This is a genomic window from Tessaracoccus sp. MC1679 (genome assembly GCF_014164775.1).
GTDB lineage: Bacteria > Actinomycetota > Actinomycetes > Propionibacteriales > Propionibacteriaceae > Arachnia.
In genome coordinates, this window is the sequence record NZ_JACJGB010000003.1 from 140,586 (window position 1) to 153,867 (window position 13,282).

A 13,282-nucleotide genomic window follows, 5' to 3' on the forward strand; every position below is an offset into this window, starting at 1 on the left:
CGGTTGCATGTGAGTTCCGGCGCGCCGCGATCAGTGGGTGGCGAGCAGCTCCGCCAATGACATCGAGGACCGACCTGCCAGGGAGGTGAGCTGGGTCTGGCAGCTGAATCCGTCCGCCAGCACGATCGCGTCCGGGTGTGCCTCGACGGCGGGGCCGAGGTCGTGCTCGAACACCTTCACGCTCACGTCGTGGTGCCCCCGCTCGACGCCGAAGTTTCCGGCCAGGCCGCAGCAGCCGCCCACCGCGACGAGCCGGGCGCCGGTGGACTCGATGAGCGCCTTGTCGTGTCCCCAGCCGATGACCGAGGCATGGTGGCAGTGGGGCTGAGCGACGATGGTGTGACCCGTGAGGTCCGGGGCGCGGAAGTCGGCGTCGGTGGCCAGGAACTCGGCCAGAGTCAGCACTGTGCCGTCGAGCGCGGCGACGTCGGCGTTGTCCGGGAGAAGCTCGGGGGCATCGCTGCGCCAGACTGCGGTGCAGGAGGGCTCGACTCCGACGATCGGCACCCCGTCGCGCACGTACGGGGCCAGGACGGCCGCGGCGTTGGTCAGCTGACGGCGGGCGCCGTCGAGCTGACCGGTGGAGATCCAGGTCAGGCCGCAGCAGGCGTTCTCGTTCAGGACCTCGGGCTCGTAGCCGAGCCGCACCAGCACCTGGACCATGGCGGCGAACGAGGTGGACTCGAAGCAGTCCGAGAACGAGTCCACCCAGATGAGGACCCGACCCTTGCTGCCCGCGGGCACCGCGGGCATCCGGCTCCGGGCGCTGCGGTTGGCGAAGCGGGGAATGTCGCGGCGGGCGTCCACGCCGGCCCCCCATCGCAGCAGCCGCCCGAGCCCGGGGGTCTTGCCCACCACGTTGATCAGCGAGCCCAGCCCGGGGATGGCGGTGATGAGCCGACCCCAGCGGGGGAGCCAGCCCAGCGCGTAGTGGTTGCGGGGGCGGAGCCTGCCCTTGTATCGCTCGTGGGTGACGCGGGCCTTGTAGGCGGCCATGTCGATGCCGGTGGGGCAGTCGCGTGCACAGCCCTTGCAGGAGAGGCACAGGTCCAGCGCGGCGTGCACCTCGGGGGAGCGCCAGCCCTGGGTGATCAGCGAACCGTTGACCATCTCCTGGAGCGCCCGCGCCCGGCCACGCGTGGAGTCCTTCTCGTTGCGGGTGGCCTGGAAGCTCGGGCACATCACCCCGCCTGCGCCCGTGGTGTCCGCCAGGCACTTGCCCACCCCGCTGCACTGGTGGACCTGCTCGACGAACTCAGGCTCCGACAGTGACAACGGTGACCGGCTGGCGGCCACCATCCTGAGATCGGCCTCCACGGGGGCGGGGTCGACGAGCACCCCGGGGTTGAGCAGGTTCCTCGGATCGAAGATCTGCTTGACGCCCGAGAACAGCTCCAGCGCTTTGGGCGAGTACATGTGCGGCAGCAGGGCCGAGCGTGCGCGTCCGTCGCCGTGCTCGCCGGACATCGAGCCCCCGAAGCCCGCCACCAGCGCGGCCGCCTCCTCGACGAAGGCGCGGTACCGCGCGGCGCCGTCGGGTTCGGTGAGGGGGAAGTCGATCCGGCAGTGCACGCAGCCGTCGCCGAAGTGGCCGTAGGGGAGGCCGTGCAGGCCGTACCTGGCCAGGAGGTCGTCGAACGCGCGCAGGTAGTGGCCGAGCTGGGCGGGCGGGACCGCCGCGTCCTCCCAGCCCCCGTAGGCGGGCTTGGCCAGGCTGACGCCCGCGAGGCCGGCGCCATCTGCGCGGATCTTCCACAGCTGGGAGGCCAGGGCCGGATCGTCGACCACCCAGCCCTCGCCGGCCTTCGCGGCGGCCGCCAGCGCCTCAGCCCTGGCGCGGACCTCGGCGGCGTCGTCGCCGACCACCTCGAGGAACATCCAGCCGTCACCGGCGGGCAGTGGCGGGACGGCGGCGGCGCCCGACTTGGCGACCACCACGTCCACGATGCGCCGGTCCAGGCCCTCGCACGCGGAGGGCTTGAAGCGCAGCAGGTTGGCGATGTCGTCTCCCGCGTCGGCCATCGTCGGGTAGCCGAGCGCCACCATGAGCCGCTCGGGGGCGTCGGCTACAAGGCGAACGGTCGCGCGGACGATCACGCCGAGCGTGCCCTCGGTGCCGGCGAAGAACTTCGCCACGTCGAACTTCCGCTCCGGCAGCAGGTGCTCGAGCGAGTAGCCGGAGACCTGGCGGGTGAACCGGCCGAACTCGGTGCGGATGACCCCGAGGTTGGCCGCCACCAGCGAGCGCAGCTCGGGCACGTCGTCGGCGCCGAGGGTCAGCAGCTCGCCGTTCCCGGTGATGATGTCCAAGCTGACCACGTTGTCCGCCATCCGGCCGTAGCCGAGCGCGCGGGGGCCGCAGGCGTTGTTGCCGATCATGCCGCCGACGGTGCACCGGTTCGAGGTGGAAGGATCCGGGCCCAGCCTCAGGCCGAACGGCCGGGCGGCGATCTGCAGTTGCTCCTGTACCACGCCGGGATCGATCACGGCGGTGCGGGTCTGCGGGTCGATGGAGTGGATCCGATTGAGATGCCGGGAGGTGTCGATGACCAGGCCGGGGCCGACGGCGTTGCCGGCGCAGGAGGTGCCCGCGCCGCGGGCGGTGATCGGGGTGCCGGTGTCCAGGGCTGCGCGCACCAGCGAGGTCAGCTCTTCGGTGGTGCGGGGATGGGCCACCGCCTGCGGGGCCACCCGGTACAGCGAGGAGTCGCTGGAGTACAGAGCGCGGGTGAGCGTGGAGGTGTCGACGATCCCCGCGAGGTCCCCGAGGCGGTCGAGCAGCTGAGCGTGGGGCGCGGAGGTGGTGGTCACCCGCCCTAGTCTGCCACCGCCAACACCGCCGACATCGCGCGCCCGAGCGCAACATAGTCCTCCGGGGACATGGCGTCGACGAACACGCGCCGCACCGAATCCACATGGGCAGGCGCGGCCTTCTTCAACAGATCGAACCCAGTCTGGGTCATGGTGGCCTGGACCCCGCGACCGTCGGAGGCGCACGACGTCCGCTTGACGAAGCCCGCCTGCTCCATCCGCTTGACGGTGTGCGTGAGGCGCGACCTCGAGTGCCCGACCGAGGCGGCCAGCTCCCCCATCCGGATGGTATGGTCCGGGGACTCGGACAGGCGCACGAGCAGCTCGTATTCGGCGAGGCTCAGCCCGAAGTCGCGCAGGGCCTCCTCCAGGTATTCCTCGATGTGGGTCTTGGCCAGGAGATAGCTCCGCCAGACGCGTTGCTGGCTCTCGCTGAGCCACCCGTTCACTGGTTCGGACATTCCGTCAGTCTAGCAGGTTGTTAAGCTTTCAAGTATCCCTGCCGATACTTCGCCCACGGCTCAAACCCCTACCCGCTCAATGCCACCCCCGATAGTCTTGGCTGAAAGTGAGAAGGGACTGCCACCGTGGGTATTCGTGAAGACATCTTGGAGAAGGCGGCCGACAGCGTCGGCCACATGTTCCGGCGGCGCGTTGAGGCGACGCCCAACAAGCTCGCCTTCATGTATCCCGAGGCGGCGGCCGACATGCCGGCCGGGTGGACGAAGCTGACCTGGCAGGAGACCAACGACGTCGTGGAACGTCTGGCTGCCGGACTGCTCGCACGCGGTCTGCAGTACGAGCAGCGCGTCGCGATCTGCTCCAACACGCGCATCGAGTGGATCTTCATGGATCTCGCGATCGCGCTCGCCGCCGGGGCCACCACCACGGTGTACCCGAACACGCAGGCCTGGGACCTCCACTTCATCGTCAAGGACTCCGACTCGGTGATCTTCGTGGCGGAGAACGCCGAGCAGGTGGCCAAGCTCACCGACACGCCCGAGTTCGATGCGCAGGTGCACACCATCGTCGTGTTCGACACCACAGGCCTGACCCTTGACGACCGGATCATCTCCTTCGAGCACCTGCGTGAATCCGGCGAGCGCTACCTGGCCGAGCATCCCGAGGCCGTCGACGAGGCGGTCTCCTCCACCCACCGGGAGTCGCTGTCCACCCTGATCTACACCTCCGGCACCACTGGCCGGCCCAAGGGCGTCCGGCTCAACCACATGTCCTGGGTCTACGAGGGCGCCGCCACCAAGTACCTGGACATCATCGGCCCGGACGAGCTGCAGTACCTGTGGCTGCCGCTCAGCCACGTCTTCGGCAAGGCGTTGATCGCCGTTCAACTCGACTACGGCTTCGCCTCCGCCGTCGACGGGCGCATCGACAAGATCGTCGAGAACCTCGGCATCGTGAAGCCTTCGTTCATGTGCGGCGCGCCCCGCATCTTCGAGAAGGTCCGTGCCGCCGTCATGACGGGGTCCACTGGGCTCAAGGGCAGGATCGCCCGCTGGGCCTTCCACGTGGGCTACCAGTCCATCGACGACCGCCTCGCGGGCCGCCCGCTGACCGGTGCCCTGGCGCTGCAGTACAAGGTCGCGGACAAGCTTGTCTTCTCCAAGCTCAAGGAGAAGCTGGGCGGCAACATCAAGTTCATGATCTCCGGCGCGGCCAAGCTCTCGCCGCAGGTGCAGCAGTGGTTCTACGGTGCGGGCATCCTCATCGTGGAGGGCTACGGCGCCACCGAGACCAGCGCCATCGCCGGCGTCGACCTCCCGCGTGACCCGCACTTCGGCACCGTCGGCCCCATCCTGCCCGGCATCGAGCGGAAGCTGGCGGACGACGGCGAGCTGCTGCTGCGCGGCCCCATCATCACACCCGGGTACCACAACCTTCCCGAGGAGACGGCGGAGGCGCTCGACGCCGACGGCTGGTACCACACGGGCGACATCGCCGAGATCACGCCGACCGGCCACGTCAAGATCACGGACCGCAAGAAGGACCTCTTCAAGACCTCCGGCGGAAAGTTCGTGGCCCCGCAGAAGGTGGAGAGCGCCATCCAGGCCAACATCCCTTACGTGGCGCAGTCGATCGCCATCGGCGACGGCCGCAAATACGTCTCCGCCCTGGTGGTGCTGGACCCGGTGATGCTGCAGAAGTGGGCGGACAACCACGGGCACGGCGGGCTCAGCTACGCCGAGCTCAGCCGGCGTCCCGAGATCCGGGCCTCGATCGAGCGTTGGATGGAGCGCGTCAACGCCAAGCTCGAGCGGTGGGAGACGGTCAAGCAGTTCGCCATCCTGGACCACGAGCTGACGGTGGACAACGAGGGCGTCACGCCCAACATGAAGATCCGTCGCTCCATCGTCACGGAGAAGTACTCGGACCTGGTCAACTCCCTGTACCCGCAGGAAGGCTGAGTGTTCGAGGTCCGCTGCCCCCTGCGCTGGTCAGATCTGGACGCGCAGGGGCACGTGAACAACGCCATCGTGGTGGATTACCTGCAGGAGGCCCGCGTGGCGTTCCTCCGCAGCGGCCCGGCCTCCGACCTCCTGGACGCCGGGGTGGTCGTGGTCGGCCACGAGGTGGAGTATCGGCGGGCCATCGACTATTCGGACGACGGCGTGGACGTCCGGCTCGGCGTGGCGGAGCTCGGCGCGGCGCGGATCGCGCTGTCCTATGAGCTACGCCAGGCGGGCGAGCTCGCCGTCGTCGCCCGGACGCTGCTCTGTCCCTTCGATTTCGAGGCGCAGGCGCCCACGCGGATCCTCCCGGAGTACCGGGAGTTCCTTCAGGCCCATCGCGTGGAGGCCGAGCCGCTCAGGGCGCTGGCGGCGCCGTCGCTCGAGGGTCGCGGGACGAGGGTGCCGTTGCCCGTGCGCTGGACGGACCTGGACTCCTACGGCCACATCAACAATGCCAAGGTGTTCGACTACCTGCAGCAGGCGCGGATCTCTGCGACGACGGCGTGGGATCCGGACATGGCCCGCGCCGGCTCGGCGGGGAGTCGGCATCTGTGGCTGGTGGCTCGCCAGGACGTGGACTACGTGGCCCAGATGGACCACCGGATGGAGCCCTACGAGGTCCGAATCGCACCGGTGGCGCTGGGGTCGTCGTCGATCACCCTGGCTGCCGAGATTCTCGATGCGGAGGACGGGACCCTCTTTGTGCGCGGCCGCACCATCCTGGTCTGCGCGGACCTCGACGGTCGCAAGACCCCCCTCGACGAGACCACGAGAGAGCGCCTCGGCAGGCACCTCGTCACCTGAGCCGACCGGCTGGACACGGCCGCCGGACGGGCGTAGATTGTGAACGTTCACATCGGCAGGTTGTGCCATCGACGGTGACAACGGCCGGAAGCGAAGATCCCTCAAGGAGAACCCATGGAAAGCCCCTTCGCCGGCAAGGAAATCTGGTTCCTCACCGGCTCCCAGGACCTCTACGGCCCGGAGACCCTGGAGCAGGTCACGGCCCAGTCGCAGGATGTCGTGGCCCTGCTCGACGCCGCCGAGATCATCCCGGTGTCGATCGTCCACCGCCCCACCCTGAAGGACCGCGACGCCATCCGCGCCGAGATGCTGGCCGCCAACGCTGATCCCTCCTGCATCGGCGTGATCACCTGGATGCACACCTTCTCGCCGGCCAAGATGTGGATCCTCGGCCTTGCCGCCCTGGACAAGCCGATGCTGCACCTGCACACGCAGGCGTCCATGGGTCTGCCTTGGGACACCATCGACATGGACTACATGAACCTCAACCAGTCCGCGCACGGCGACCGCGAGTTCGCCTACATCGCCTCCAGGCTCGGCAAGGCCCGCCGCACCGTCGTCGGTCACGCGTCCACCGAGCCGGTGCAGGCGAAGATCGGCACCTGGGCGCGCGCGGCCGCAGGCTGGGCCTCGCTCCACAACACCAAGCTGGCCCGCTTCGGCGACAACATGCGCAACGTGGCCGTCACCGAGGGCGACAAGACCGAGGCCGAGCTGCGGCTCGGTGTCTCCGTCAACACCTGGGGCGTCAACGACCTGGTCGCGGCCGTCAACGCCGTCGCCGATGAGGCCATCGACGCCCTCGTGGCCGAGTATGAGGAGCTCTACGACGTCGTGCCCGAGCTCCGCAAGGGTGGCGAGCGGCACGAGGCTCTGCGCTACGGCGCGCGCCAGGAGCTGGGGATGCTCAGCTTCCTGGAGGAAGGCAAGTTCGGCGCCTTCACCACCAACTTCGAGGACCTCGGCGGGCTCAAGCAGCTCCCCGGGCTCGCCGTGCAGCGCCTGATGGCCGCCGGCTACGGCTTCGGTGCCGAGGGCGACTGGAAGACCGCCATCCTCGTGCGGCTGGCCAAGGTCATGGGCTACGGCCTCCCCGGCGGCGCGTCGCTGATGGAGGACTACTGCTACGAGATGACCCCCGGCAAGGAGAAGATCCTCGGTGCCCACATGCTCGAGGTCTGCCCGTCGTTGACCACGGCCAAGCCCAAGCTTGAGATTCACCCCTTGGGCATCGGCGGCCGCGAAGACCCCGTGCGCCTCGTCTTCGACGCGGACCAAGGCCCGGCCCTCGTCGTGGCCATGGCGGACATGCGCGAGCGCTTCCGCCTCACCATGAACATGGTCACCAACGTGGCGCCCGACGCCCCGCTGCCCAACCTGCCCGTGGCGCGCGCCGTCTGGGAGCCGGCCCCGGACTTCGCCACCTCGGCCGAGTGCTGGCTGATCTCCGGCGCCGCGCACCACACGGCCATGTCCACCGCCACCACCCGTGAGATGTGGGAGGACTTCGCCGAGATCGCAGGCATGGAGCTGGCGATCATCGACGAGCACACCACCGCCCGCGGCTTCGCGCAGGAGCGCCGCCTTGAGCAGGTCTACCACCGGCTCACCCAGGGCATCTGAGCCCGCCCGCGGGGGTCGCGCCGCCGGCCGGCCCCCCGGGATGATGGCCGTGGCCCGTCTGGCGGGCGTGTCCCACCAGACGGTGTCGCGGGTCATCAACTCGCCGGACACCGTGCGCCCCGAGACGCGCGAGCGCGTCGAGGAGGCCATCCGGGAGCTGGGGTACGTCCGCAATCTGGCCGCCCGCTCGCTGATCACGCAGCAGACCGCGCTGCTCGGAGTCGTCTGGACGGGCTCGGGCTACGTCGGCCCGTCGAGCACGGTGGCAGGCATCGAGGTCGCGGCCAGGGCCGCCGGCTACGCGACGCTGGTGGCCGCCCTCGAGAACCCTGACGACGACGAGGTGGCTCAGGTCTTCAAGGGCTTTCGGGATCGCGGTGTGGAGGGCATCGCCATCGTGGCCCCGCACGACCGGATGGCCAGGCTGGCCCGCGAGTGCAGCATCGGGATCCCCACCGTGCTCGTCGCCGATACCGACCCCACCGACGGCTGTCAGGTCGTCACCGTCGATCAGCGGCTGGGTGGCCATCTGGCGACGGCGCATCTCATCGAGCGCGGATGCCAGCGAATCGCACACATCTCCGGCCCCCTCGACTGGTTCGACGCGCGCGCCCGGGTCGCGGGCTGGCGCGACGCCCTCGTCGAGGCCGGGTTGCCCGTGCCCGAGGTGATCGTGGGGGACTGGTCCGCCGAGTCCGGGTACGCCGCGGCGCGGCAGATGCTGGCGGAGGCAGACCTTCCCGACGCGGTGTTCTGTGGCAACGACGCCACCGCCCTCGGCCTGATGGCGGGCCTCCGAGACGCCGGCGTCGAGGTGCCCGGGCAGGTCAGCGTGGTGGGCTACGACGACTCGATCGGTGCCGCCTTCTTCGCGCCCCCGCTGACCACCGTCGCGCAGCCGTTCACCGAGCTGGGTGGCGCGTGCCTGGAGGTGCTGGTGGCAGCCATCACGGGCGACGCCCCGGCGCTCACGCAGTTGGCTCCCCAGCTGCGTGAACGACGGAGCGTTCGCTGACTCCCTAGCCCTGCGGCACAGCCCAGAGCGCGGTGGACCCGGGGCTGACGCCACTGAGCGTGGTCACCCATGTCTGGGCAGTCTCATCCCACTGACGGAAGGTCTCGGCCGAGACCTCCTCCCCGTCGAGGGTGAGGAGCACGCGGTCCCCGTCAGCCGTCCACGTGCCCGGGCGGTCGCCATTGATGCTGCCGTCCTCCAGCAGCGTGATGGAACCCGCCTCGCCCATGGAACGGTCGATGGTGCGCGGGCCGTGGTCCACCAGTGCATAGGTGCCGGGGATGTCCTCGGCGGTCGTCTCCCGGTCCGGGGCCCCCGCCCAGCGCAGCGGCGAGATGACCGGCCAGCCGTCCTCGTCGATGGCCACCTCGTGCACGCGCACCTGATGAGCCTCCCCGCGGCCCGGGAAGCGCGCGTGGAACGCGATGAGTGAGCGTCCGCTCTCCTCGTCGACGAACGGCGAGCTGCCACCGGGGGAGACGTATCCGAGGGCGGGCAGCGTCTCGGTGGCCGGTGCCAGCACGTGGTTCCCCATCAGCTTGACCGCGGACTCCGCGATGGTCACGTCATCGAACAGCGGGAGCGTGGGATCCGACTTCACCTCGGCCATGTCCAGACCCTCCGCGTCCACATACGGCCCGTCGGGGCTGGTGGAGCGCGCCACGCGGATGTTGTAGCCACCCGCCGCGTCCAGGCCGCCGTAGGTGACGAAGAGGTAGTAGTACCCGGTCTCCGCGTCGTAGCTGACGGCCGGCCCCTCGATCCGGGAGTGGTTGCCGCCCCAGAGGTGCTTCCCGTAACCCTGATCGGGCAGCGGGAAGCCGGTGGCCGGGTCCAGCTCCAGGATGAACAGGCCGCCCGAGAAGCTGCCGTAGACCATCCAGAGCCTGCCCTCGGCGTCGTAGAACACGTCCGGGTCGATGACGTTGGGATGGACCCGGGCGTCGAACGGGGTGCCGTCCTCGCTCTCCCCGCTCATGCCGGACTTGAGGATGAGGCCGAGGTCCTCGTAGGGTCCGGTGACCTCGTCAGCCACCGCGATCCCCATGGCCGACAGCGGGGAGTCGCCGCGGCAGGCGTCGTAGTAGAGGTAGAAGCGGCCGTCTGCCAGCTGGATGATGTCCGGCGCCCAGAGCGTGTCGGTCTCGGCCCATTCGAGGGCCTCCGACAGCTCCTGCGTGACGTCCTCGAACAGGGGGTTGTCCGCGTTGACGCCCTCGGCGATCTGCGTCCAGTCCATCAGGTCCGGGCTGGAGGCCGCCTGCAGGTGGGATCCGATGAGGTAGTGGGTGCCGTCGACCTCGATGTGGTCCGGGTCGTGCACGGTGGCGTCGGCGAACTCGGGTGTGGCACCCTTGGCCTGACATCCCGCCAGGCCAAGGGCGACGGCGAACGCGAGCGCCGCGAGACGGGTCCGCACGTCAGCCCAGCGCTAGGGTCAGGGTGAGGAAGCTGTGCACCGGGAGCTCGATCTCGAGCGCGCCGTCGACGGGTAGCGGGACCGGGAACTCCGCCGGGGCCACCGCGTTGGGTGTGGCGGCCGTGTTGTGGTCGGCGATCGCGCCGGCGGTGAGGATGCGGCCCTGCACGGCGGTCACGCCGCGTCCGCGGAGGTCGAGGCGGATGGTGTGGTCCTGGTCGAGGTCGAGGTTGGACAGGGAGATGACTGCTTGTCCGTCCTTCACGCTGGCCGAGCCGCTGACCAGCGGCATGGCGGTGCCGTCGACCTGGCGGGTGGGCACTGGCTCCCCGATCCAGTTCACATCGAGGCTGTGGGCGTCGTGGTGGCCTTTGTTCATGTCGAAGACGTGGTAGGTGGGGGTGGTGATGAGGGTGTCGCCGTCGGTGAGGAGGACGGCTTGGAGGACGTTGACGGTTTGGGCGATGTTGGCCATCGCCAACCGGTCGGCGTGGCGGTGGAAGGAGTCGAAGTGGACGGAGGCCACCAGAGCGTCGCGCATGGTGTTCTGCTGGTACAGGAAGCCGGGGTTGGTGTCGGGCTCGACGGCGAACCAGGTGCCCCATTCGTCGAGGACCAGGCCGATGCGCTTGGAGGGGTCGTAGACGTCCATGATGTTGCCGTGCCGGGTGAGGAGCTCGTCGATCCGCCAGGCTGCGGCCATCGTCTGGTAGTAGGTGGCGTCGTCGAAGTCGGTGGCCGACTTCTTGTCCTCGAAGCCGGTGGGCATCGTGTAGTAGTGCAGGGAGATGGCGTCGAAGAAGTGGCGGGGGTTGCAGCCGCAGCCGAGGTCTCCGAGGGTTTTCATCAGGGTTTCGGTCCAGTGGTAGTCGTCGACGTTGGCGCCGCCGGCGATCTTGTAGAGCTGGTTGCCGTCGTGTTCGCGGCAGTAGGTGGAGTACTGGCGGGCGAGGTCGGCGTAGTACTCGGCGCGCATGTTGCCGCCACAGCCCCAGGACTCGTTGCCGATCCCGAAGAACTTGACCTTCCAGGGTTCGTCGCGGCCGTTCTGGCGGCGCAGCTCGGACATGGGGGCGGCGCCGGAGCGGGTGAGGTATTCGACCCAGTCGGCCATTTCGCGGACGGTGCCGGAGCCCACGTTGCCGCAGATGTAGGGCTCGGTGCCGAGCTGGTCCACCAGGTCCATGAATTCGTGGGTGCCGAAGGAGTTGTCTTCGACGACGTTGCCCCAGTGGGTGTTGACCACCGAGGGTCGGTCCTCACGGGGGCCGACGCCGTCGTGCCAGTGGTACTCGTCGGCGAAGCAGCCGCCGGGCCAGCGAAGGTTGGGGATGTTGATGGCCTTCAATGCTTCCACCACGTCGGTGCGCATCCCGCGCACGTTCGGGATGGTGGAGTCCTCGCCGACGAACAGGCCGCCGTAGATGCAGGCCCCGAGGTGCTCGGCGAAGTGGCCGTAGACGTGCCGGGAGATGGTGGGGCCCGGCACGTCGAGATTGACGACAGCGGTGATGGGCGTTTTCGTCACGGGTGGCTCCTCTCAGCGGGCCAGGCGGACCATGGCCCACGAGGTGGGGGGCAGGTCGAGGGTGAGGGTGGTGCCGGTGAGGGCGGCGGTCTCGAGGGCGCGCGGGGCGACGGTGGTGTCGTCCTCGGGGCTGGCCTGCCAGAGCGGGTCGCTGTGGTGCAGCGCCACCGCCTCGGTGAGCGTGAGCCCCTCGGGCACCTCGCAGGAGATGGCGATGGTGTCGGTCTCGTGTCGGTTGACGAGGAACAGCGCGCCGTCTGTGTCGGTCCAGGTCGCGACGGCGTCGACGGCCTGCACGTCGCCGAACTGCTCGCTGTGGATGGTGGGGCCGTCGATGATGACGCGCAACACGTCGCCCTGGGCGAACTTCGAGGTGAGCGCGAAGGGGTGGAAGATGGTCTGCTTCCAGACCGGTCCCTCCGGCTCGGCCATGATCGGGGCGATGACGTTGACGAGCTGGGCCTGGCTGGCGGACCACACACGGTCCGTGTGACGCAGGAGTGAGATCAGCAGGTTGCCCACCACGACGGCGTCGGCGACGCTGTAGTTGTCCTCGAGCAGCCGAGGGGCCACCGGCCAGTCGTCGCCGGTGGGGGGCTTCGACGGAGTGCGGTCCTGGTACCAGACGTTCCATTCGTCGAAGGAGATGCCGATCACCTTCTCGCTCTTGCGGGCGGTGGCGACGGCGTCCGCGGTCGCCGCGACGGAGGCGATGAACCGGTCCATGTCCTCGGCGCTGACGAGGAACTCCTGAAGGTTGCCCTGCTCCCAGTAGTAGGCGTGGGCGGAGACCATGTCGACGTAGTCGTAGGCCTCGGTCAGCACGGTGCGTTCCCATTCGCCGAACGTGGGCATCGAGCGGCCGGACGAGCCACAGGCCACCAGTTCGAGGCCCGGGTCGATCATGCGCATGGCGCGGGCCGTCTCAGTGGCGAGGCGCCCGTACTCCTCGGCGGTCTTGTGGCCGATCTGCCAGGGGCCGTCCATCTCGTTGCCGAGGCACCACATCTTCACGCGGTAGGGATCCTCGGCGCCGTTGGCCCGGCGCTGGTCGGCGAAGTGCGAACCGCCGGGCACGTTGCAGTACTCCAGGAGGTCCAGCGCCTCCTGCACGCCGCGGGTGCCGAGGTTGACCGCCATCATCGGCTCGATGCCGGCCTTCGCGGCCCAGGTCATGAACTCGTCGGTGCCGAAGGTGTTGGGGTCCGTGGAGTGCCAGGCCAGGTCCAGGCGTGCGGGGCGCTGGTCGACGGGGCCGACGCCGTCCTCCCAGCGGTACCCGGAGACGAAGTTCCCACCGGGATAGCGGACGCTGGAGACGCCGAGTTCCTTCACCACGTCGAGTACGTCGGTGCGGAAGCCGTCCTCGTCAGCGGAGGGGTGGCCGGGTTCGTAGATGCCGGTGTAGACGCAGCGGCCCAGGTGCTCCACGAAGGAGCCGAAGGTCCGGCGGCGGACAGGCCCCACGGTGAAGGCGGGGTTGATGACGAGTCGGGCAATTGACATGGCTGGACGGGCTCCTTCGCCGGTCGAGATTTCATCGATGTAACCGATCATGTCACGGCCCGGCGGCGAGGTCAAGAGGCATGGCTGCCCCCACCGTCGCCATCGAT

General features: G+C 69.2%; 9 protein-coding genes. 4 read left to right on the forward strand and 5 right to left on the reverse strand.

The features are described 5' to 3' along the window. Positions 1-30: 30 nt before the first annotated feature. Both H5398_RS06025 and H5398_RS06030 read right to left on the reverse strand, forming a co-directional pair. The gene (locus tag H5398_RS06025; protein ID WP_182799373.1) at positions 31-2,811 is read right to left on the reverse strand and encodes an FAD-binding and (Fe-S)-binding domain-containing protein; all 2,781 of its coding nucleotides are present in this window, start codon (positions 2,809-2,811) and stop codon (positions 31-33) included. 5 nt (positions 2,812-2,816) lie between these two features. Further along, positions 2,817-3,272, reverse strand: coding sequence for a MarR family winged helix-turn-helix transcriptional regulator (locus tag H5398_RS06030; RefSeq protein ID WP_182783617.1), 456 nt, complete (start codon positions 3,270-3,272; stop codon positions 2,817-2,819). A 126-nt stretch (positions 3,273-3,398) separates the two neighbouring features. On the opposite strand from H5398_RS06030, the gene H5398_RS06035 reads away from it, so the two are divergent. The 4 genes from H5398_RS06035 (at position 3,399) to H5398_RS06050 (ending at position 8,721) form a co-directional block, all read left to right on the forward strand. Continuing rightward, a complete protein-coding gene (locus H5398_RS06035) occupies positions 3,399-5,234 on the forward strand; it encodes a long-chain fatty acid--CoA ligase (RefSeq protein WP_370586066.1) in 1,836 nt (611 codons plus the stop codon). After that, complete coding sequence (locus H5398_RS06040) at positions 5,235-6,083, forward strand: thioesterase family protein (protein WP_182799374.1); 849 nt, start codon at positions 5,235-5,237, stop codon at positions 6,081-6,083. 114 nt (positions 6,084-6,197) lie between these two features. Beyond that, on the forward strand, positions 6,198-7,706 hold the full coding sequence (gene araA, locus H5398_RS06045) for an L-arabinose isomerase (protein WP_182799375.1): 1,509 nt from the start codon (positions 6,198-6,200) through the stop codon (positions 7,704-7,706). 43 nt (positions 7,707-7,749) lie between these two features. After that, positions 7,750-8,721, forward strand: a complete 972-nt coding sequence (locus H5398_RS06050) for a LacI family DNA-binding transcriptional regulator (RefSeq protein WP_255443592.1) — start codon at positions 7,750-7,752, stop codon at positions 8,719-8,721. A 4-nt stretch (positions 8,722-8,725) separates the two neighbouring features. On the opposite strand, the gene H5398_RS06055 is transcribed toward H5398_RS06050, so the two are convergent. From H5398_RS06055 to H5398_RS06065, 3 genes are read right to left on the reverse strand one after another with little or no spacing between them, the layout of a single operon-like run. Next, positions 8,726-10,141 (reverse strand): glycoside hydrolase family 43 protein, encoded by a 1,416-nt coding sequence (locus H5398_RS06055; protein ID WP_182799376.1) that lies wholly within the window; start codon positions 10,139-10,141, stop codon positions 8,726-8,728. A 1-nt stretch (position 10,142) separates the two neighbouring features. Continuing rightward, positions 10,143-11,669, reverse strand: coding sequence for an alpha-N-arabinofuranosidase (locus H5398_RS17725; RefSeq protein ID WP_370586067.1), 1,527 nt, complete (start codon positions 11,667-11,669; stop codon positions 10,143-10,145). A gap of 12 nt (positions 11,670-11,681) precedes the next feature. Next, the gene (locus tag H5398_RS06065) at positions 11,682-13,175 is read right to left on the reverse strand and encodes an alpha-N-arabinofuranosidase (RefSeq protein ID WP_182799377.1); all 1,494 of its coding nucleotides are present in this window, start codon (positions 13,173-13,175) and stop codon (positions 11,682-11,684) included. Between the last annotated feature and the right edge of the window lie 107 nt (positions 13,176-13,282).